Below are 20,270 nucleotides of genomic sequence, written 5' to 3' on the forward strand. Positions count from 1 at the left end.
GTCCTGCAATAAAATCGTAATATGCCGCCACGCCAATCATCGCTGCATTATCAGTACAAAAGATCGGCGATGGATGATAGAATTTCACACCTTTCTTTTCACAGGCCTTTCGCATCTCTTCCCGCAAAGTTCCGTTCGATGCCACTCCACCTGCAATTGCGAACTTGTCCATTCCGAATTCATCGATTGCCTTCATTGCATTTCCTACCAGAACATCCGTTACCGCTTTCTGGAAGGATGCTGCTACATCTGCCTGCACAATCTCAATGCCTTTCATCTGGCAACCGTTGAGATAATTTAGTACAGAAGACTTAAGTCCACTGAAACTAAAATCATAAGGACCGTCTACAATTTTGGCTCTTGGGAATTCCATCGCGTGCGGATTGCCTTCCTGTGCCACTTTCTCAATCTTCGGTCCACCCGGATATCCCAGACCAATCGCTCTTGCCACTTTATCAAACGCCTCGCCTGCTGCATCATCTCTGGTTCTGCCTAGTATCTCATATTTTCCATAATCCAATACTTTCACCAGATGTGTATGTCCGCCAGAAACCACAAGGCATAAAAATGGTGGCTCTAGCTCCAGGTTTTCAATATAATTGGCGCTAATATGTCCTTCGATATGATGTACTCCTACTAATGGGATATTTTTTGCATAACTGATTGCCTTTGCTTCTGCAACACCAACCAACAGGGCACCCACAAGCCCCGGACCATATGTGACACCGATCGCGTCAATCTCATCTAACGTCGTGTCGGCGTCTTTTAATGCCTGCTCAATCACCTGGTTTATTTTTTCGATATGTTTTCTAGAAGCAATTTCAGGCACTACTCCACCGTATAAGGTATGTAATGCAATCTGTGATGAGATTACATTGGATCTGACATCTCGCCCATTCACAACTACGGCTGCTGCCGTTTCATCACAAGAACTCTCTATTGCCAAAATTTTTACTTCATTGTTGCCCTTCATTTTGAAGAATCTCCTTCTATCTGATAGAATACCAGAATCTTCCAGTTTCCATCGTCATCTTTTCTTAATACATATTGTTGATTCGTGCGCGTAAACTCATTCTTTTGTTTTACAAAATAGGAAGCTGTCACATAGGCACACTCATCCCCATCTATCGTCTTATACTCTACATCATTACTGCCACACACGGAAGTCTGCGAAATCGTCTTGGAATTTTCCGCATAAGACGCAATATCCGCTTTTAGCGACTGCAAAAACTGATCTCTTGGATTGTTTTCCAGTAACTCATTGTCCATAAGCATTCTTGCCTGGTCTGCTAATTCTTCTAACTGCTCGTCTGTGTAATCACCATCATAGTAGCATTTCAAAATACGGTTGTAAAATTTGATAACTTCACGCGGCGTTGACGGATAGTCATTTTTCAAATCTTTGGTAATAAGCTTATCCGTCTCTGTTAATGTCACTTTTTCCTCTGTACTTGCTGTGTTTTTTGCAGACAGATAATAATAGTAACCTACAATCAGACTAATACAAATAATAGAAACCACCAAAACACGAACTTTTTTCATAGGACACCTCATTTCTCCGGTTGACTGTTGCAACCAGCTTCATCATCGAACATCAGTTCCACACTCTTTCCGTCTTTTCCAAGATAAGATGATTCAAATATCTTGCGTACCTGTGGCATATATTCTTCTGCCCTCACAAGGGAAGGTGAAAAATGCGTCAGCCACATTTCTTTTACGTTCGCCTTCGCTGCGACATCCGCTGCCTCGTAGAACGTCATGTGTTTGTATTGTTTTGCTTTTGCTATCTTTTCTTTTTCTGCATACATACCTTCACAGATAAGCAAATCAGACTGGCCCGCCGAACGAACCAGCGACTCTGTCGGTCTTGTGTCGGTACAGTAAGTCACTTTGATTCCCTTTCGCTGTGGTCCTAACACCATATCCGGGGTATAAGTCTTGCCATCTTCTGTCACACTTTCCCCACGCTGAAGAACGCTCCAGTATTTCTTTGGAATCTGGTGCTCATTCGCACGCTCTACCTCAAATCTTCCTGCCCGCTTAATTTCCACAGAGTAGCCATAACAGGTAATGTTATGATTGACACGGAATGCATGAATCTGATATCCATTCAATTCCAAGTCCACTTCCGGCTCTGTAAGCTCAATATATTTTATTTCAAAAGGGAGTTCCGGTGCAATCATGCGAAGTGCACCGACTACCCTTTCCAATCCTTTTGGTCCCACCATCGTAAGCGGTTCGGTTCGGTCTGCATTTCCCATGGTAAGAAGCAGTCCCGGCAACCCACTGATATGATCCGCATGATAATGTGTAAAACAAATGACGTCAATCGGTTTAAACGAAAGACCTTTTTCCTTGATTGCAATCTGCGTTCCCTCACCACAGTCAATCAACAGACTGCTGCCGTTATAACGCATCATCGCCGCTGTTAACCAACGATTTGGAAGCGGCATCATTCCCGCCGTTCCTAAAAGACAAACGTCTAACATGGATTCTCCTTTACAAGTACTCTGTTATTTCACTTTTGTCGGGAGGCAATAAAAATCCTTTCGTCCATTTATCGTAACAGGCTTCACACAAATCGATTGTGTGGATTTCTCCATCCTTCTGGCCGGAAAAATATCCCCATGTCTTTTCTATGGAAAGAAACTCTTTTTTGTTCTGCTCCTCCTGACAGCAGATGACTCTGCCACACTGGTTACAAATAATCTGATTTCCTTTTCGACTCATAGGCTCCTCCTGCCATACATGGCACATCTTTTCACTGGTATGTCAAATTGTTTCCATCCTTATTATATCGGACAGTTCCTGTGCCTGAATAGAGGAAATTACTGGCCATATATCATAATATAGGCATCTTCTTTCGGTTTTTCATAGAAGTTCGGGCGGACACCACAATTGCGGAATCCGTTTCTCTCATAGAGACGAATCGCGCTCTCGTTCGATACTCTTACTTCTAACACCAGCCTGCCAATGGAACGCTTCTCTGCCTCGGCCAAAACCGCCTTAATCAGCTGTGCACCCACTCCACGGCAGCGCTCTGTCTGTGCCACTGCTACATTTGTGATTTCCCCTTCATCAATTGAGACAATCATCCCGCAGTAACCTATGATTTTATTCTGCTCCTCTGCCACGAAAAAAACGGCATGGCCGGAATTTAAGGATTCTTCAAATCCTTTTTTGCTCCATGGCATGGAAAAAATCTCTCGTTCTAATGCACTGACCGCCTCTGTATCTTTCAATTGCATCGTTCTTACGGTAATCATTGCTGTTGATCCTTTTCTAATCTCTCCCGCTCTGCCTGGGAAAGTCTTAAATATTCTGGTTTATGTTCCTCTGCGGTCTCAATACGGCCTTCCTTAAAATACTGCATTCCAAGGACTGCCACTGCGCCTGCCCTTTGCTTATTCATATGTGCCGGTGCAAACAGGTACGGTACTTTGCAGTTTTCTTTCAGATAATCCCGAAAGACCGGTACTCCATCTCCCAAAAAGACAACCGATTGTCCTATTGTATTAATTTTTCCTACAATTTCATCAATTCCAACTGCACACTGCTCTAGCACAACCTCCATCTTATCTCCATCAAATCGGTAAAGACCCGTGTAAGTCTGATTTCTTCTCGCATCCATCAACGGACATACCATATCCCGGTATCCGACAAGGTTATAGGCAATACCATCCACGGTTGGCACATTTACAATTGGCTTTTTTAACGCCAATCCTAATCCCTTCGCTGTTGCAGAACCAATTCGAAGTCCGGTAAAAGACCCTGGTCCCCCTGCAATCGCAATGGCATCGATGCTATTAAGGTCCAATTCAATCATTTTGGCAATCTCATCTAACATAGGCAGCAAAGTCTGAGAATGTGTTTTCTTATAATTGACGGTATATTCTCCTAACAGATTATCATCCTCTACGATTGCCACACTTGCAACCAGCCCAGAGCTGTCTAATCCTAATATTTTCATTTCACTTCATACCCTTCTATTTTTCTTTGTCAACAATCGTAATCTTACGATAATCAAATCCTTTTTCCAAATCCTTTTCAATCGTAATCTCACGGCGCTTTTCGGGCAGGATTTCCTCGATAAGGTTCGCCCACTCAATCATGGTTAATCCCTGGCCATAAAAATAGTCTTCGTAACCAATCTCATCCATCTCTTCAATATCGCTAATCCGGTACACATCAAAATGGTAAAACGGCATACGCCCTTCTTCATAAACCTGCACGATTGTAAAAGTCGGGCTGCAGATTGGTTCCTGAATTCCAAGTCCATCCGCTATTCCCTGTGTCAGCACCGTTTTTCCAACGCCCAAATCACCGACTAACGTATATACCTCCCCTGGCAAAGCTTTTTCGCCAAGCTCTTTTCCAAGCGCATGTGTCTCTTCCCAGGAGTTTGTCTCATAGATTTTTACTTTTTCCATCTTCTCTACCTTTATTTCATATTGACACGATACTTTTCTAATTTCTGTTTTGCAAGCTCTGCCACCTTATCGTACTGTGCCCCTAACTGTTCCCTTGGAATCACATACGCATTCAGCCTTGTACTGTAAATCAGTACATTGCTCTTTGTGGAAACCATCTTATAAACCTGCTCCCATGGCAAAACTGCGCTTTCCCCGCCCTGTGAGACATGCACACCATCCTCCTCTAAGGAATAATGTAACACACCTTTTAGAACCTCCGATGTTGCAATGGCATGTTTCGAGCGCATCCATAACGTAACTGGCATATAAACAAGAAAAAGAATTCCAAAACATACATATAATATGGTGTATGTCATCTCAACCTTTCCACGTGTAAGAACTGCTGCGATAAAAACAAAAATTGCAATCACAATCGACATAATTCCATGAAAGCCGGAATAGGTCTGGTACATATTAAAACGATACATATCCTTTGGCTGTAATTTGATATCAAATTCTATTGGCATATCGTAACCTCCTGTATACATCTATCGAAAGTATAGCATTTTTTACGCAAAAAGAAAAGACGCTAATCTCTTAGCGCCCTTTCTTTGGTCTTTTAAGCATTTCTTCCTTTTAAAATCGGAGAAATGTGTTTGTAAATCAAAAATGTAATCACAACAGATAACAATCCTTTTACCATGGTAAATGGAAGGTTAAAGCAGATTAAACACTGTAAAATAGATTTCATCTGTGGCAAAATCGCCTGATAAGCATTTAAAATGGTTTCTTTAGGCATGAAGTTGTAGTAAAACGGATAAACCAATAAGTAATTCGACACGATACTGAACACGCCCATGAACAAATCGCCAAGTAAAGAACCGATAAGAGCGCTTTTTCTTGACTTCTTGTGCTTATAAATCAAACCTGCCGGCACGACAAAGGCTGCTCCTAAAAGGAAATTGGAAAGTTCCCCCACACCGCCTGTTGTGGTAATTGCAAGATGAAGTACATTTTTAAGTAAACAGATGAGTACACCACAAAGAGGTCCCATCGCAAAAGATCCAATCAATGCCGGGAGTTCGGATAAATCCATCTTGATGAATTCCGGCATAATAAACGGAACGCTAAAATCAAAAAACATTAAAATGTATGCGATTGCTGTCAGCATCGCTGTTACGGTCAGGTAACGCACGTTTACCCTTTTGTGTGTGTTGGTGTTTGTTGTTGTCTGCATATCCATGATATTCACTCCTTTTTTGAAAATAGAATTCCATCTGCCAGTATTTCTAAGGAGTTGCGAAGTGATTTCCTAACAGAAACAAAAAGCCCCAAATCCTTGTGGATCCGGGGCATCTCTTTTCACTTCAACAAGCCTTTGTAACTCTCACTCTGTTACATTCAGCTCTTAGCTACTTCTTCTCTCATCCAGACTATACTGTCGGTTCCGGATTCTCACCGGATCAATCGTTTGCACGACTCACGGACTTGCTAAGGAACACCGGAAAGCCACCTTGTGCCTTCCTGTCTTCTAGCTATCACCGTCGGTCGGGAATCTGTCGGATTGCAATTCAACTACAATTGTTATTGCATCTTCCATCACCCTGCCCCGAAGAAACTCTATATTCATTTTCTATTTTTACATAATATTTTATGCACTTACATTGTATGCGCACACGGATGTGATGTCAATAGGAATCTCTTCCTTTTTTAAGAATCTAATTTAATGCCGTCAAAGAAACTGTTTCCCTTGTGTCCTCTGTCATTTTTTCTGCGGTCGTTCTGATTCTTTCCATTCTGCGAACGGTTCTTGTTGGTATTGCGATTTGAATTCTTTTCTTTTTCCTTTTCTTTTCGCTCTTCCTTCTTCTGTGCTTCCGGCTTTCCACCACCAATTTTCATGGTAAGCTGGATACGCTGCTTTTTCAAATCAACGGAAAGCACCTGGACGTCCACAACATCCCCTACACTGACTGTTTCTAATGGGTGTGAAATATAGCGGTCACAAATTTCTGAAATGTGCACAAGACCATCCTGGTGAACACCGATATCGACAAATGCACCGAAATCGATTACGTTACGGACAGTTCCCTTTAATACCATTCCCGGTGTTAAATCTTTCATTTCTAAGACATCGCTTCGCAAAATTGGCTTTGGCATGTCCTCACGTGGGTCACGCGCTGGTTTTTCCAACTCTTTTACAATATCCTGTAACGTAATTTCGCCAATGCCAAGTTCTTCGGCAAGCTGTTTGTAATCTGCGATTTTCTTTGAAATGCCATCTAACTTACGCTTTTTGACATCTTCCATCGTATAGCCAAGCTTGTCTAATAATTTCTTGGTTGCATCGTAGCTCTCCGGGTGGACACCTGTTGCATCCAGCGGATTTTTACCTTCTAAGATTCGCATGAAACCGGCACACTGTTCATAAGCTTTTGGTCCAAGTTTTGCAACTTTTAAAAGCTGGGAACGGGACTCAAATTTTCCATTTTCTTCCCGGTAAGTCACGATATTTTTGGCGATCGCTTTGCTGATACCGGAAATATATTCGAGTAAGGATGCGGACGCTGTATTTAAGTCGACCCCTACTTTATTCACACAGTCCTCCACAACTCCGCTTAACGCTTCGCTGAGTTTCTTCTGGTTCATATCATGCTGATACTGACCGACACCGATGGATTTTGGATCTATTTTTACAAGTTCTGCCAGTGGGTCCTGTAAACGTCTTGCCATAGAAGTCGCACTTCTTTGTCCTACGTCAAAGTTCGGGAACTCCTCGGTTGCAAGTTTGCTCGCGGAATAAACGGATGCTCCTGCCTCATTTACAATGATGTACTGTACTTTTACCGGAATCTCTTTTAACAAATCCACAATAATCTGTTCGGATTCACGGGAGGCGGTTCCATTTCCAAGGGAAATTAAGGTAATGTGATATTTGGAAATCAGTTTCTTTAGAACAACTTTTGCCTCTTCTACCTTATTCTGTGGTGCGGTCGGGTAAATGACTGCCGTATCTAATACTTTTCCGGTCGGATCTACCACTGCAAGCTTACATCCGGTACGGAATGCCGGGTCCCATCCTAACACAACCTGGTTTGCAATTGGCGGCTGCATCAAAAGCTGCTCTAAGTTCTTGCCAAACACCTTGATTGCACCATCCTCTGCGCGCTCGGTAAGGTCACTTCGAATTTCACGCTCGATTGCAGGTCCGATTAATCTGGAATATGCATCTGCAACCACTTCTTTTAAGACAGGGGTCGTCTCTTTATTGTCATTTGTTATAACTTTTTTCTCTAAATACTGTAAAATATCTTCTTCCGGAGCCTCGATTTTTACCGTTAAAATCTTCTCTGCTTCTCCACGGTTTAACGCAAGGATTCGATGACCTGCCAGTTTTGCAACCGGCTCATCAAATTCGTAATACATCTCATAAACAGATTCTGCTTCCGGATCTTTTGCTGTGGAGGTAATCCGTCCCTTTTTAACCGTTAAATCACGGATATGAATACGGTAATCTGCCTCGTCGGAAATGGACTCTGCGATGATATCCTTCGCTCCGGCGATTGCGTCCTCTTGGGATGCAACCTCTTTTTCCGGATTTACGAATTTGGCTGCCTCTTCTAACAGGGATGTTGTAAGATTCTGTGCCAAAATCAGCTCTGCAAGTGGCTCTAAGCCTTTTTCTTTTGCAATCGTCGCACGTGTTCTACGTTTCGGACGATATGGACGATACAAATCCTCTACAACCACAAGCGTTTCGGCTGCTAAAATCTGACTTTTTAATTCTTCTGTCAGTTTTCCCTGCTCTTCGATGGTCTTTAAAACGGTCTCTTTCTTCTCCTCTAAATTGCGCAGATAATTCAGTCTGTCGTATAAATTACGGAGCACCTCATCATTTAATGCTCCGGTTACTTCTTTTCGATAACGGGCAATAAACGGGATGGTGTTCCCTTCATCAATCAATTTTACTGCGGCATCTGCCTGACTTTTCTTAATTCCGAGTTCCTCGGCAATTTTTGCTATGATATCCATTCTAATCCTCACTTCTGTATCATTCTAATCTCGTTTTCTATTATAGTAAAAAAGGACACGTTCTTCAAGAATAGGTTTCCTTATCCAATCTTCGCCAAAACATCCACGCCAAGTCCAAGCAGCAGGGCATCTTTTACGATGACATTGATTCCAATAATCACAAGCGAAATCCATAGATAGCAGTCGCGGTAACGCATCCCGATTCTCACTTTTCCTCTGGAGAGACGCTCGATCGTCTGGCTAAGCAAAAACCATCCTCCAACTACAAATGTATATGGAACAAAGGGGTGATAGAGAAAAGATTTTATAAAATGTCCTTGCAACAGGGCAATGGACGCCCTTGTTCCACCGCACCCCGGACAGTATATCCCTGTCAACTGATGAAACACGCACGGGAGTAAAAATTTCCCAAGGTGAAATCCTAGTTTTTCTGCGAAAAGCCAATATAAAAATCCAACTCCAATAACGCACCAGCCTGCCACAAACAGCCCGTTCTCTATTTTTTTCTCTTGTACCATACATTTTTTTGCTCTCTTTCCTACCTGTTTTATCCAAAATCAAGTATCTTTCTAACCTATCATACTTGGAAGTATTTGCTTTGTCAAAATTTGTTGGCATTTTCTTTTTTTTCATATATAATAGCAAAAGAATGTAAAATAAGGAGTCGAATCCAATCATGAAAAAATCAAAAGAACTAAAACGCATAGCACGTGAAATATTAAACAACCGCTATGGCGTACCAATGGGGGCTTTCTTCGTAACCAGTGTTATTACCCTTGCGATAGAAATCCCTTTTTCTCTGTCTATGGGAGACCATCCCGGAATTCAGCAATACATCATCTCTTATCTTGCTGACTTTCTTATCTCCCTGTTAGCAGCAATCTTAGCTGCAGGTCAGCTGCGAATCCATCTGGATATGGCACGTGGAAAAGAAGTCAAGGTATCCCAGGTTTTTTCCTATTTTAAAAACCGCCCGGAACGCTACATAGGTTCCGCTTTTCTTCTTTCCATCCTTTCGCTGTTATGCCTGCTGCCGCTTTTCGCCGGTTTCCTGTTTTTCTACGTTACGGGCTTAAGTGATGCAGGTGCTGTCGCAGTTGTTGTAACGGCGCTTGTTAGTATCGTCCTGATGCTCTATGTCTCTATCTGCTACGCACTTGTCACTTACCTTTTAGTGGATAACCAGAACATGAAAGTACTGGATGCCTTACGGGAGTCCAGACGGCTTTTAAAAGGGAATATATGGCGTTATCTTTGCCTTAGCTTAAGTTTTCTTGGCTGGAGCATTCTCATTCTCCTGACCCTTGGAATTGCTTCCCTTTGGATTCAGCCTTATATAACACAGACGTTTACCCAGTTTTATTTAACACTTTCTACACAACAAGGAGGAAATTCTTATGAATGAAAAAAATGAACCAATCCGTGACGCCAGTATTCTTGGTGTCCCTAAAATGCTGATTCTCGGATTGCAGCATATGTTCGCGATGTTTGGTGCAACCATTCTTGTTCCAATCTTAGTCAACAGTTACTTTGGCGAAGATGTACTTCACGTTCAGGTTACTTTAATCTGTGCCGGCATCGGAACTTTGTTTTTCCACATCTGTTCGAAATTTAAGGTACCGGCATTCCTTGGTTCCTCTTTTGCCTTTTTGGGCGGATTTGCGACGATTGCAAACATGGATACCGGTATTTTTGCTGATATGTCCAATGCAGACAAGCTCTCTTATGCCTGCGGTGGTATCGTTGTCGCTGGTCTTTTGTATCTGATTCTTGCTTTGATTATCAAACTGGTTGGCGTGAAAAAGGTTATGCGCTTTTTGCCACCTGTTGTAACCGGTCCTATCATCATTTGTATCGGACTTAGCCTAGCAGGTTCTGCAATCAACAACGCCTCTACCAACTGGCTTCTTGCTTTGATTGCACTTGCAACGATTATTATCTTTAATATCTGGGGCAAAGGAATGTTCAAAATTATCCCAATTTTAATGGGTGTTATCATTTCCTATTGCGCAGCCCTTATTTTCAACGCACTTGGCATGACAAATGCGGACGGTTCTGCCATCCTTGATTTTACAAACATTGCATCCGCTGCCTGGGTGGGACTTCCTAAATTCTCACTTTGCAAGTTCAACGTCTCTGCGATTCTTGTGATGGCTCCGATTGCACTTGCCACGATGATGGAGCATATCGGTGATATGTCCGCTATCTCTGCAACCGTCGGAGAAAACTTCATTGAAGATCCAGGCTTACACCGCACCTTAATCGGTGACGGACTGGCAACTGCTTTTTCTGCCTGCGTCGGCGGACCTGCCAACACAACTTATGGGGAAAACACCGGCGTTCTGGAATTAAGCCGTGTATATGATCCAAAGGTTATCCGTATTGCTGCCTGCTACGCCATTTTGCTTAGCTTTATTCCTAAGATGGCTGAGGTTATCGGCTCTATGCCTTCCGCTATCATCGGTGGTGTCAGCTTTATGCTTTACGGTATGATTTCTGCCATTGGTGTCCGTAACGTAGTCGAAAACCATGTTGATTTTACAAAATCACGTAACCTGATTATTGCGGGTGATATCTTTGTATGTGGTCTTGGTTTCTCCGATGGATTAACTTTCACTGTTGCAGGAACTTCCATCACGCTTACTTCCCTTGCCATCGCTGCCATTGCCGGTATCGTTTTAAATGCGATATTACCTGGAAATGACTACCACTTTGGCAAGGATGCACATGTGGATGCAAACCGTGGTCTTGACATGATTCCAAACCTTCATGAAGACACCAGCTACAAGGATGACGAAGAAGAATAGGAAAACAAAGAGGTTCCTCCCCACGGTACATCTTACCGGATAAGAAAGTAGACTTCCTTATAAAAGAAAAGAACTCTTGGTCGTTTGTGAAATTTTAAACAACCAAGAGTTTTTGTTTTTCTTATCTTTCTTTCTGTCTGATTTTCTCTTTTACTTCTGGTCAATTGCCAGTCCCAATGTGTTGACTGCAATCTTTCCAAGTCCGCAATTTAATGTGACGGTTCCAACAGAATCTGCATGTCTGACACTCTTGTTGGAAATGCCTCTTCCAATGCTGGAATGATTCAGTTCTACTTTTCCTAAAGCACAGGAAACTTCATAGTTATAATCCTGTTCTTTTGCATCTAAGTCCACTTCCACGGTTCCAACGCCACAGTCCACGTTTAAATTCGAATGAACGTTTCCACGCATATAGAGTTTTCCAACTCCACACTGGATATTGGCAGCACCGGCTTCCACGTTCTCTAATTTTACTTTTCCAGCGCCGACTTCAACTTCCATTGTGTTATGCACGCAGATTGCACCGGAATCCAGCTTTGCTGCGCCAACCTCAAGACTTAATTTTTCACAGGACAATACGCTCTCCTCAATCACAGTCTCACCGGCACCAAGTCTTACTTTTACTTTCTGAAAACTTTTTTGTTTTGGAATCAAAACGGTAATGTTGTTCTTGGTCTTTCTTTCTATATGATTTACCTTATGTACCTCATAAGCAACATGTAATTTATGATTTTCTTTCAAACTACATTCGTAGTTACTATCGTTGTCTTCGGCATCGAGGCGGACAATGATTTCTTCCCCATCCGCTGCGCCTATCGTAAGATTCGCATAACCAATTTCTAATTTCAGACGTTCTACACAATTTCCTTCAAATCTGTCTTCCTGCTGCATAACTTTCTCCTTTTCTGTTCACTTTCCGTGACTCTTGTTTCTTTATGAATTCTTTTCCCGTTACATTTTTAGATGTAGATGATTTTAATGGAACCGAAATTTGTTTCTCCTTGAATATATAACATATTGCTGCTGGTTCCTTCCCATCTTCCCTCTTCCGTAACACCGCCAAAAGAACGGTCTATGTTATTATTAATCTTCCATTCCTTTGGAATATAAAGGTTGGTTTCGCCAAAATTGTTTTCAATTCTTACATAAGCTGTTCCACTCTGAATGACTGCGTTGTCAAAATAAACGGTAAGGCTGCCAAAGTTATTTTCTAATTCTGCGTTACAAAAATTATCGGAGTTGATGTATTTGATGGAGGAACCAAAATTGTTCTCACAGCGGACATGTTCTCCGTTGCACTGATCCTTTGAGGTAGCGTTGAGAATCTTTGCATCACCACTGTTCCAGCTCCAGGTGTTTTTTTTTCGAAAAATCATGGATAATCCGATACTGCCGAGCAATGCCGCACCAAGTACCGGCCATGGTGTCAGATTTTCAATTCCTAACGGCTTTGCGTAAATACAACATACAAATGCCACACTGAACAAAATCTCATAAAAATTTAATTTACGGATGCCATTGATAAACATCCAGATAAAAAATACCGTTAACACGATGCCAAATATGCTGACCTCCGGCAGTGCGTAAATTCTGCTGACTACTAAATAAACTGCTGCAAGGATAAAAAATAATCCCCAAAAGATTTTTCCATTTCTTCTCATTGATGTAACCTCTTTTCTTCTAATTTACTGACTAATGGTTTGTAATAATACCTTGATACAAAAACTTGCTTGTGACATCCACCAAACGCTACAACGCTTGCTGCAGTCAGATTCCGGTGGATGGAATAAATGTGGTTGGTATTCAAAATGGTCGATTTTGACACCCTCATGAAACAACCCGGAAGAATTTCTTCTAACTCATACAATTTGTACTTTGTCCGGTAAATGTCATCCTTCGTGTGTGCGTGGATTTCGCCTCCCTCTGTCTCAAAAAAGAGAATCGAATCCAACGGTAAATAATACTCCGTCGTGTCCTTGTAAAAACAAAACCGCTCCTTGGTACTGATGATGTCGCTAATCGCTCTTTGAATGGAACCAATCTGCTCTGTCAGGCTCTGACATCGGATGACTACTTCATCTTCGGTCAATGCCTCGTCAATTTCAATTTTGATTTTCATGCTTTCACTCCTCTGTCGCATTGGGTTCCTTCCTCATTGCTTGATTTTAGTATAGAGAATGTGCTTTTAAATGTAAATAGATTTCCGGTAAGTGGTAAGTTTGAGCGGGTAAGTGGTAAAAAAACTCCCTTCCAGGGAACCAGGGCTTTACCTGATCTCCTGAAAGGGAGTCTGTACTTCTATCTTTGTCTGCTCAAATATCTCTATTTATTTAAGTTTTTTAATACTTCCACCGCTTTTTCTAAATATGGATTCTCCATCTCGAAGAATTTACCTGCATCCGCACTTTCTGCGTATTTAGGGTCTAATGGCATTTTGCCTAATACCGGAAGTCCTAATTCATCCGCGACATCATCTACATGACTTTCTCCAAAGAGTTTAATCTCTTTTCCACAGTCTGGACATTTTAAATAGCTGAAGTTCTCCACAACGCCAAGTACCGGAACATGCATCATCTCAGCCATGTTGTAAGCCTTCTTGACAATCATCTGAACCAGTTCCTGTGGGGATGTTACAATCACAATTCCATCCACTGGGAGTGACTGGAATACGGTAAGCGGAACATCACCGGTTCCTGGTGGCATATCAACGAAAAGATAATCGACATCGCCCCATACGGTCTCATTCCAGAACTGTTTTACCACACCTGCAATTACCGGGCCTCTCCAGATAACCGGTGCTTCTTCATCCTCTAACAAAAGGTTGATGGACATTACCTTGGTTCCATCCTCTGCAACCATCGGAATCATGCCTTCCTCGGTTCCATAGACCTGTCCGTGTACGCCGAACATCTTTGGAATGGATGGTCCTGTGATATCGGCATCCATAATTCCTACTTTATAACCTGCTTTATTCATGGCGCTTGCAAGGGAAGATGTCACAAATGATTTTCCGACACCACCTTTTCCACTGACAACACCGATTACTTTTTTGACATTTGAAGACGCATTCATTGGCTCTCTGAAATCTGCAGAACCCTGATTTGCTTTATTGTGTGAACAACCTTCACAACTTTCTTTTGAACAGCTTGATGCACCACTACATGTACTATTTTCTGGCATATCAAATCCTCCTGAATTTTCTTTTTTCAAACAAAACAAACACACTATGCTGCCATGCAACAACCATGTTGCTATGCAACCATGCTCTAATGCAACTATGTTGCTATGCACCCTATTTAGGATGTTACAGCACTTTTGTCATTATACTATCTTTCTACCTTTTTTCCAAGGCTTTGACAGTACTTTTGCAAGTACAATCTCTTTGAGATTCTCCTATGCTTCCTCGTGTACGCGCTGTTTTGCCGCCGCAATAATACTCTTTGGGAATGAGACAAACTCTAATAGTTTTATTGCATTTCTTGAGGTTGCCGGCTCTTCTTTTAATAAGTAATCAAAAACAATATCCTCTTCTCCGATGTCCTCGGAAAAATGGTAGTTTACATAACTATCATTCCAGCCATCGGTCAGTTCTTTATCGTGCGATGCCACAAAGGAAATACAGTTCTTTGTGGAAAGATAATCTAAAATCGCCTTCGATGCCGCAATTCGCTCCTCCGTATTGGTTCCGCGCAAAATTTCATCAATGGCACAAAATGTGATTTTATCTTCCTCTAGGCTATCAATAATACGCTTTAAATATTTTATCTCTTTGATGAAGTAACTTTCCCCTGCAAGAATGTCATCTGCAACTGCCATTGATGTAATCACATGCATTCTTGGAAGACACATACTTTTCGCCGTCACCGTGTGAATGGATTGCGCCAGAATCAGGTTCACTGCCACCGCTTTGATAAACGTGGATTTCCCAGATGCATTTGAACCGGTAATGATACAGCTTTTCTCTAATTCCATCGAATTGCTGACCGGATGCTCTAGCAAGGGATGATACAACTCCGTAAATTTCAACCGGCGGTCTTTTTCAAACTCCGGCAGCGCCACATAGGGAACGCTCTCCCGGAAAGATGCAATTGAAATTGAGGCATCTAACTCCCCTACTATTTTGTAAATGTCCAGATATTCCGGCACATACTGTTCTAACTTTTTCATGATTTTGTCATAGGAAATCAGATGCCACATCGTCGCGCCTATCAGATAATCCTGAAATATTGCAAATGGGTCTCCTGAGTACTGAAGCGTTTTCTGCCTCTGCAATGCCACAACTCCACGGCTTATTTTGCCAAACAGGTTTGCCTTTTCCCCTAATCCGTCACAAATACCGTCCTGTTCATAATCTCTTGCAATATGGGAGGCCGCCTGAATCAGGAATGCAACCGTACCAAGCATTTCAAGTTCAACCTCGTACTTTGACTTTGCAATTACATAAGTCATGATATTAAAAAGAAAGAGAACTGCAAATACCGTGACTGCCCGGATATCTCTGGTAAGCGGAATCGCAAGCAGCGAGAATAACAGCAATATTTGCTGCAAACGATAACGCTTTATCTCCGGCATTTTAAACTCTGACACACAATCCAGATAGGATGGAATATAATACGCAGACTCATTTTTTCCAAGGTCGGATAACAAATACTCCATATCCATTCGTTTCTTTGGATTCTCTTTCCAATATGAAATCCGCTTTTCCAAAAGTTCGTCTTCCTCTTTTGCAGTGTCACATTTGCGTAATTTGTGATACAAAAGCTCCTCCCCAATGGAACTGTCACAATTGTTTATCCGTGCAAAAACTTTGTCCATCGACAAATCATTCCAGGTAACAGCATCAATTCCTTCTGTTTCGCCAAATGTGTTATGGTAATTATCCACATTTTCTGAAATTTCCACTCTCTTTTTCAACGGATTTGTCCCAAATTTCCCCTCAATGTGTTCTTTTCTTTTATCTTTTGCCACCTTTTTTCCACTGAGCGACATCAGAAGAAACATCCCAAACATAATTGCAAAAAAAGCCAGGAAACCCATTTTTTCTCCTTTTGACATCAAAGTCTTTAAAGTAAGAAAAAGGCAGGAAATCTATGTAGTTCCTGCCTTTTCCTATTTTCTTCTATTAACGCAATGCTTTTCTTAATGCTGCCGAAATTGCTGTTCCGACCACAAAGCATACAATCGCTTCTACCAATCCATTCACGCCGACAAACGCGAGAATGAAAAGGAATGCATTCTTTGCACCAAGTGCTGTTACCATCGACTGTATGTAATCTGTATGGTAAAAACAAATTACTAATACAGACATGAAAAATGTCGTATTTAACAATGGGCAGCAAAGATTGGAAATGGTGAGAGATGCACTTGCCGGCATCTTTGTTTTGCGTAATCCTTTGAAAATTACACCGGTGAGCCATCCCATCAAGATTCTAGTTGGAACGCACACAAAAAATGTTGCAACCGGGTTAATGCTAAGAAGCATTGCTCCAAACGCACTCATTCCAAAGCACTGAATGAAACTTGTGATACCAAATACACCACCTAAAATTGCTCCAGCTGCTGGTCCTAATGTTACTGCTCCTACCGCTACTGGCACTACAATTAAGGTAATCTCTAATCCTGCTGTTTTGATGTAACCAATTGGGGTAAAAGCCATGATTAAAATAATGGCAACTAACAATGCCATTTCCACGAAATATTTTGTGGAAAACGTCTTTTTACTCATAGTCTCTTCCTTCTTTCTATATGCTATGTATTTCCTATCCGTAGCCGTTCTTTTGAATCGACTCGGACAAGCAAGTTCTAGTATAGCACTTTGTGAAAATATTATCAATAAGGTTATAAAAAAAGACATTGCAGCGTTTTCTTTCGAATTCACTGCAATGTCTTGCATCTATTGATAGCAAATCTTATTTGTTACCCATTTCAGCTTTTAATGCTGCTGTTAATGCTGGAACAATCTTATTTAAGTCTCCTACCATACCGTAATCAGCTACATCGAAGATTGGAGCATCTTCATCTTTGTTGATTGCGATGATAAGATCAGAATCTTCCATACCTGCAACGTGCTGGATTGCTCCAGAAATACCGATTGCGAAGTAAATCTGTGGACGAACTGTTTTACCTGTCTGTCCAACCTGAAGATCTACTGGTAACCAGCCATTTTCAACAACGGCACGGGAACAGCTTACGGTACCACCAAGTACTTCTGCTAAATCCTCTAATAATTTGAAGTTCTCTTTAGAACCAACACCACGTCCACCAGAAACTAAGATCTTAGCGTCCATGATATTTGCTGTTGTCTTAACAGCTTTTACGATATTTAAGATTTCAACATATCTGTTGTCTGGTGTGAATCCAGGATTGAACTCTTCTACGTTTGCTTTTGCACCTTTGATTGGAGCAATTTTCTGCATAACACCAGGACGAACGGTTGCCATCTGTGGACGGTTGTCCGGGCAAGCGATTGTAGCGATTGTGTTACCACCGAATGCAGGACGAGTCATTAATAACTGGTTATGTTTCTGTTCCTGTCCAGCAACTGCTTTGAGTGGGAAATCACCAATCTCAAGAACAGTACAGTCTGCTGTAAGACCTGTTTTTACTCTTGCTGATACAGTAGGACCAAGATCACGTCCGATTGCTGTAGCACCTACTAACATAATTTCAGGTTTGTATTTGTTGATTACAGATGCAAGTGCATGTGCATATGGCTCTGTTCTGTAATCTTTTAATTCTGGATCATCAACAAGGATGACTCTGTCAGCGCCGTATTCAGCTAACTGATCTGCAAGTCCTTTTACACCGGAACCAAGAAGTACTGCTGTAACTTCTGTGTTTAAATCTTTTGCTAAGTCTTTACCTTTGCCGAGCAATTCGAATGCTACGCCATCTAATACGTTATCTACCTGCTGTGCAAAGACAAATACTCCTTTATATTCTTCTAAACCCATTTTATTCACCACTTTTCCTTATTTTTATTAGATAATATGTTTCTCTTTGAATTTACCGATTAATGCGCTTACTAATTCATCTGCAGAATCGCCAGGTAACATTTCGCCTGCTCCCTTTGGTACCTTATCAGATGCTTTTGCAATCTTAGTAGGTGAACCTTTTAAACCAAGGTCAGAATCATCTACATCTTTTAAGTCTGCTCTGCCCCATACGGTTACTTCTTTGTCAAATGCATCGAAGATTCCGCCTGGAGTCATGTAACGTGGCTCGTTTAATTCGGAAAGAGCTGTTACTAAGCAAGGCATTTTTGCTTTTAATTCATGATATCTGTCTTCGAACTGACGCTGTACAATAACAGAATCACCTTCTACTTTGATACCCTGTGCATAAGAAATTACTGGAAGTCCAAGATGTTCTGCAATCTGTGGTCCAACCTGAGCGGTATCACCATCGATAGCCTGACGTCCTGTGATAATCAAATCATAATCTAAGTTACGAAGAGCTCCAGCGATTGTAGTAGATGTTGCCCATGTATCAGCTCCACCTAATACTCTGTCTGTTACAAGGATTGCTTCATCAGCACCCATTGCTAATGCTTCACGTAATACAGCATCAGCTTTTGGAAGTCCCATTGTAAGAACTGTAACTTTTGCTCCTGTTTCGTCTTTAATTTTAAGTGCTGCCTCAAGACCAGCTTTATCATCTGGGTTCATGATAGCAAGCATTGCTGCTCTATCAAGAGTTCCATCTGGGTTAAATTTAACTCCACCCTTTGTATCAGGAACCTGTTTAATACATACTACGATATTCATGTATTTTCCACTCCTTATGTTATTATATTTGATATGCGGATTGAATCGCGACTATTTCAGTAAAGAACCTGAGATTACCATTCTCTGAACTTCGCTTGTTCCTTCATAAATCTCTGTGATCTTAGCATCACGCATCATACGTTCTACATCGTATTCTCTGATGTATCCGTATCCACCGAATAACTGAACACATTCTGTTGTTACAGCCATTGCTGTTTCAGCAGCAAATAATTTTGCTTTTGCAGCTTCTACAGAGTAAACTTTCTGAGTAGCTTTTGCCATTGCAGCTTTGTAAACTAACATCTGAGCAGCCTCTACTCTTGTAGCCATATCAGCTAATTTGAACTGTGTATTCTGCTGCTGAGCGATAGAACGTCCGAACTGTTTTCTTTCTTTGGTGTAAGCAATTGTTCTCTCTAATGCACCTTCTGCAATACCAAGTGCCTGAGCAGCAATACCGATACGTCCACCATCAAGTGTATGCATAGCGATTGGGAAACCTTTTCCTTCTGGTCCAAGTAATGCATCCTTTGGAATTCTGCAGTCTTCGAAGATTAATTCGTATGTAGAAGAACCACGGATACCCATCTTCTTCTCTTTTGTTCCGAAGGAGAATCCTGGAGCACCTTTTTCTACGATAAATGCGGAGAAGTTCTTTTTCTTTCTTCCTCTCTTATCTTCTGTGATGCTTGTGATTGCGATTACGATATAAACATCTGCAACTTTACCGTTTGTGATAAAGCATTTAGATCCGTTTAATACCCATTCATCACCATCTAATACAGCCTTTGTCTGAGCTCCCTGAGCATCAGTACCAGCACCTGGCTCTGTTAATGCGAAAGCACCTAACTTCTCACCTGTTGCTAAAGGTCTTACATATTTCTGTTTCTGTTCTTCTGTACCGTATGTCATGATAGGATCGATACAAAGAGAAGTATGTGCAGATACAATTACACCTGTAGTTCCGCAAACTTTTGATAATTCTTCTACACACATAACATATGTTAATGGATCACATCCCTGTCCGCCATATTCCTTTGGCACTGGAATTCCCATGAATCCATATTTTCCCATTTTGTCTACTGTTCCCTGTGGGAATACTTCTGTCTCATCCACTTCCTGAGCCAGAGGTTTTACTTCATTCTCAGCAAAGTCTCTGAAAAGAGATCTCGCCATTTCATGTTTCTTGTCTAAAGTGAAATCCATGATTTCAAATCCTCCTTGTTTTTGTGGAGAAAAATCCAATTTCACAT

The 20,270-nt window shown here is 41.5% G+C and carries 22 protein-coding genes and 1 riboswitch (1 of these 23 cut by a window edge); of the genes, 2 read left to right on the forward strand and 20 right to left on the reverse strand.

Features of this window, described 5'->3' with window-relative positions; translation table 11 throughout:
- The 11 genes from tsaD to BIV16_RS10565 form a co-directional block, all read right to left on the reverse strand.
- Positions 1-973 carry the 5' portion of a tRNA (adenosine(37)-N6)-threonylcarbamoyltransferase complex transferase subunit TsaD gene (tsaD, locus tag BIV16_RS10515; protein WP_075680745.1) on the reverse strand. It extends 56 nt beyond the left edge of the window, so the window shows 973 of its 1,029 coding nt (coding positions 1-973); the start codon lies at positions 971-973; the stop codon falls past the left edge of the window.
- Positions 970-1,542, reverse strand: a complete 573-nt coding sequence (locus BIV16_RS10520; RefSeq protein WP_075680746.1) for a DUF6715 family protein — start codon at positions 1,540-1,542, stop codon at positions 970-972. Before BIV16_RS10520 ends, tsaD begins: the two co-directional genes overlap by 4 nt.
- A gap of 8 nt (positions 1,543-1,550) precedes the next feature.
- The gene (locus BIV16_RS10525) at positions 1,551-2,489 is read right to left on the reverse strand and encodes a ribonuclease Z (protein ID WP_075680747.1); all 939 of its coding nucleotides are present in this window, start codon (positions 2,487-2,489) and stop codon (positions 1,551-1,553) included.
- Between the two features lie 10 nt (positions 2,490-2,499).
- The gene (locus BIV16_RS10530) at positions 2,500-2,730 is read right to left on the reverse strand and encodes a hypothetical protein (RefSeq protein ID WP_075680748.1); all 231 of its coding nucleotides are present in this window, start codon (positions 2,728-2,730) and stop codon (positions 2,500-2,502) included.
- A gap of 98 nt (positions 2,731-2,828) precedes the next feature.
- Complete coding sequence (rimI, locus tag BIV16_RS10535) at positions 2,829-3,266, reverse strand: ribosomal protein S18-alanine N-acetyltransferase (protein ID WP_075680749.1); 438 nt, start codon at positions 3,264-3,266, stop codon at positions 2,829-2,831.
- Positions 3,263-3,970, reverse strand: a complete 708-nt coding sequence (gene tsaB, locus BIV16_RS10540; protein ID WP_075680750.1) for a tRNA (adenosine(37)-N6)-threonylcarbamoyltransferase complex dimerization subunit type 1 TsaB — start codon at positions 3,968-3,970, stop codon at positions 3,263-3,265. The genes rimI and tsaB overlap by 4 nt, the downstream gene beginning before the upstream one ends.
- Before the next feature lie 16 nt (positions 3,971-3,986).
- Positions 3,987-4,430 carry a tRNA (adenosine(37)-N6)-threonylcarbamoyltransferase complex ATPase subunit type 1 TsaE gene (gene tsaE / locus BIV16_RS10545; RefSeq protein ID WP_075680751.1) on the reverse strand — a complete coding sequence of 148 codons (444 nt, stop codon included), beginning with the start codon at positions 4,428-4,430 and terminating at the stop codon, positions 3,987-3,989.
- Between the two features lie 11 nt (positions 4,431-4,441).
- Positions 4,442-4,939, reverse strand: a complete 498-nt coding sequence (locus tag BIV16_RS10550) for a YcxB family protein (protein ID WP_075680752.1) — start codon at positions 4,937-4,939, stop codon at positions 4,442-4,444.
- Between the two features lie 92 nt (positions 4,940-5,031).
- A complete protein-coding gene (locus tag BIV16_RS10555) occupies positions 5,032-5,649 on the reverse strand; it encodes an ECF transporter S component (RefSeq protein WP_075681020.1) in 618 nt (205 codons plus the stop codon).
- 175 nt (positions 5,650-5,824) lie between these two features.
- Positions 5,825-6,033: riboswitch (FMN riboswitch) on the reverse strand.
- A gap of 89 nt (positions 6,034-6,122) precedes the next feature.
- Positions 6,123-8,444, reverse strand: a complete 2,322-nt coding sequence (locus BIV16_RS10560) for a Tex family protein (RefSeq protein WP_075680753.1) — start codon at positions 8,442-8,444, stop codon at positions 6,123-6,125.
- An 80-nt stretch (positions 8,445-8,524) separates the two neighbouring features.
- Positions 8,525-8,962, reverse strand: coding sequence for a DUF2752 domain-containing protein (locus BIV16_RS10565; RefSeq protein ID WP_075680754.1), 438 nt, complete (start codon positions 8,960-8,962; stop codon positions 8,525-8,527).
- 158 nt (positions 8,963-9,120) lie between these two features.
- Between BIV16_RS10565 and BIV16_RS10570 the strand changes: the two genes are divergently transcribed.
- On the forward strand, positions 9,121-9,849 hold the full coding sequence (locus BIV16_RS10570; RefSeq protein ID WP_075680755.1) for a DUF975 family protein: 729 nt from the start codon (positions 9,121-9,123) through the stop codon (positions 9,847-9,849).
- Positions 9,842-11,251, forward strand: a complete 1,410-nt coding sequence (locus BIV16_RS10575) for a uracil-xanthine permease family protein (RefSeq protein ID WP_075680756.1) — start codon at positions 9,842-9,844, stop codon at positions 11,249-11,251. The genes BIV16_RS10570 and BIV16_RS10575 overlap by 8 nt, the downstream gene beginning before the upstream one ends.
- Positions 11,252-11,401: 150 nt before the next feature.
- Here BIV16_RS10575 and BIV16_RS10580 read toward each other — a convergent pair whose 3' ends face one another.
- The 9 genes from BIV16_RS10580 to BIV16_RS10620 form a co-directional block, all read right to left on the reverse strand.
- Entirely contained in the window at positions 11,402-12,142 is a 741-nt protein-coding gene (locus BIV16_RS10580; protein WP_075680757.1) for a DUF4097 family beta strand repeat-containing protein, read from the reverse strand.
- A 68-nt stretch (positions 12,143-12,210) separates the two neighbouring features.
- Positions 12,211-12,912 carry a LiaF transmembrane domain-containing protein gene (locus BIV16_RS10585; RefSeq protein WP_075680758.1) on the reverse strand — a complete coding sequence of 234 codons (702 nt, stop codon included), beginning with the start codon at positions 12,910-12,912 and terminating at the stop codon, positions 12,211-12,213.
- The gene (locus BIV16_RS10590; protein WP_083625230.1) at positions 12,909-13,370 is read right to left on the reverse strand and encodes a LytTR family DNA-binding domain-containing protein; all 462 of its coding nucleotides are present in this window, start codon (positions 13,368-13,370) and stop codon (positions 12,909-12,911) included. The genes BIV16_RS10585 and BIV16_RS10590 overlap by 4 nt, the downstream gene beginning before the upstream one ends.
- Positions 13,371-13,573: 203 nt before the next feature.
- Positions 13,574-14,431 carry an Mrp/NBP35 family ATP-binding protein gene (locus BIV16_RS10595; protein WP_075680760.1) on the reverse strand — a complete coding sequence of 286 codons (858 nt, stop codon included), beginning with the start codon at positions 14,429-14,431 and terminating at the stop codon, positions 13,574-13,576.
- Positions 14,432-14,644: 213 nt separating this feature from the next.
- The gene (locus BIV16_RS10600) at positions 14,645-16,240 is read right to left on the reverse strand and encodes a MutS-related protein (RefSeq protein WP_159435939.1); all 1,596 of its coding nucleotides are present in this window, start codon (positions 16,238-16,240) and stop codon (positions 14,645-14,647) included.
- A gap of 133 nt (positions 16,241-16,373) precedes the next feature.
- Positions 16,374-16,976 carry an ECF transporter S component gene (locus BIV16_RS10605; RefSeq protein ID WP_075680762.1) on the reverse strand — a complete coding sequence of 201 codons (603 nt, stop codon included), beginning with the start codon at positions 16,974-16,976 and terminating at the stop codon, positions 16,374-16,376.
- Positions 16,977-17,160: 184 nt separating this feature from the next.
- Positions 17,161-18,204, reverse strand: a complete 1,044-nt coding sequence (locus BIV16_RS10610; RefSeq protein ID WP_075680763.1) for an electron transfer flavoprotein subunit alpha/FixB family protein — start codon at positions 18,202-18,204, stop codon at positions 17,161-17,163.
- 27 nt (positions 18,205-18,231) lie between these two features.
- Complete coding sequence (locus BIV16_RS10615) at positions 18,232-19,017, reverse strand: electron transfer flavoprotein subunit beta/FixA family protein (RefSeq protein WP_075680764.1); 786 nt, start codon at positions 19,015-19,017, stop codon at positions 18,232-18,234.
- Between the two features lie 51 nt (positions 19,018-19,068).
- On the reverse strand, positions 19,069-20,223 hold the full coding sequence (locus BIV16_RS10620; RefSeq protein WP_075680765.1) for an acyl-CoA dehydrogenase: 1,155 nt from the start codon (positions 20,221-20,223) through the stop codon (positions 19,069-19,071).
- Positions 20,224-20,270: the final 47 nt, after the last annotated feature.

Source organism: Roseburia sp. 831b (genome assembly GCF_001940165.2).
Lineage (GTDB): Bacteria > Bacillota > Clostridia > Lachnospirales > Lachnospiraceae > Roseburia.

What these genes read in the sequence shown, in the direction of transcription:
- BIV16_RS10525 (WP_075680747.1), bottom strand. Translation starts at nt 2,489, where the DNA reads ATGTTAGACGTTTGTCTTTTAGGAACGGCGGGAATGATGCCGCTTCCA.
- BIV16_RS10610 (WP_075680763.1), bottom strand. Translation starts at nt 18,204, where the DNA reads ATGGGTTTAGAAGAATATAAAGGAGTATTTGTCTTTGCACAGCAGGTA.
- BIV16_RS10600 (WP_159435939.1), bottom strand. Translation starts at nt 16,240, where the DNA reads ATGTCGCTCAGTGGAAAAAAGGTGGCAAAAGATAAAAGAAAAGAACAC.
- BIV16_RS10585 (WP_075680758.1), bottom strand. Translation starts at nt 12,912, where the DNA reads ATGAGAAGAAATGGAAAAATCTTTTGGGGATTATTTTTTATCCTTGCA.
- BIV16_RS10615 (WP_075680764.1), bottom strand. Translation starts at nt 19,017, where the DNA reads ATGAATATCGTAGTATGTATTAAACAGGTTCCTGATACAAAGGGTGGA.
- BIV16_RS10580 (WP_075680757.1), bottom strand. Translation starts at nt 12,142, where the DNA reads ATGCAGCAGGAAGACAGATTTGAAGGAAATTGTGTAGAACGTCTGAAA.
- BIV16_RS10575 (WP_075680756.1), top strand. Translation starts at nt 9,842, where the DNA reads ATGAATGAAAAAAATGAACCAATCCGTGACGCCAGTATTCTTGGTGTC.
- tsaB (WP_075680750.1), bottom strand. Translation starts at nt 3,970, where the DNA reads ATGAAAATATTAGGATTAGACAGCTCTGGGCTGGTTGCAAGTGTGGCA.
- BIV16_RS10590 (WP_083625230.1), bottom strand. Translation starts at nt 13,370, where the DNA reads ATGAAAATCAAAATTGAAATTGACGAGGCATTGACCGAAGATGAAGTA.
- BIV16_RS10560 (WP_075680753.1), bottom strand. Translation starts at nt 8,444, where the DNA reads ATGGATATCATAGCAAAAATTGCCGAGGAACTCGGAATTAAGAAAAGT.
- BIV16_RS10520 (WP_075680746.1), bottom strand. Translation starts at nt 1,542, where the DNA reads ATGAAAAAAGTTCGTGTTTTGGTGGTTTCTATTATTTGTATTAGTCTG.
- BIV16_RS10620 (WP_075680765.1), bottom strand. Translation starts at nt 20,223, where the DNA reads ATGGATTTCACTTTAGACAAGAAACATGAAATGGCGAGATCTCTTTTC.
- BIV16_RS10550 (WP_075680752.1), bottom strand. Translation starts at nt 4,939, where the DNA reads ATGCCAATAGAATTTGATATCAAATTACAGCCAAAGGATATGTATCGT.
- BIV16_RS10570 (WP_075680755.1), top strand. Translation starts at nt 9,121, where the DNA reads ATGAAAAAATCAAAAGAACTAAAACGCATAGCACGTGAAATATTAAAC.
- BIV16_RS10605 (WP_075680762.1), bottom strand. Translation starts at nt 16,976, where the DNA reads ATGAGTAAAAAGACGTTTTCCACAAAATATTTCGTGGAAATGGCATTG.
- tsaE (WP_075680751.1), bottom strand. Translation starts at nt 4,430, where the DNA reads ATGGAAAAAGTAAAAATCTATGAGACAAACTCCTGGGAAGAGACACAT.
- BIV16_RS10555 (WP_075681020.1), bottom strand. Translation starts at nt 5,649, where the DNA reads ATGCAGACAACAACAAACACCAACACACACAAAAGGGTAAACGTGCGT.
- BIV16_RS10595 (WP_075680760.1), bottom strand. Translation starts at nt 14,431, where the DNA reads ATGCCAGAAAATAGTACATGTAGTGGTGCATCAAGCTGTTCAAAAGAA.
- BIV16_RS10530 (WP_075680748.1), bottom strand. Translation starts at nt 2,730, where the DNA reads ATGAGTCGAAAAGGAAATCAGATTATTTGTAACCAGTGTGGCAGAGTC.
- BIV16_RS10565 (WP_075680754.1), bottom strand. Translation starts at nt 8,962, where the DNA reads ATGGTACAAGAGAAAAAAATAGAGAACGGGCTGTTTGTGGCAGGCTGG.
- rimI (WP_075680749.1), bottom strand. Translation starts at nt 3,266, where the DNA reads ATGATTACCGTAAGAACGATGCAATTGAAAGATACAGAGGCGGTCAGT.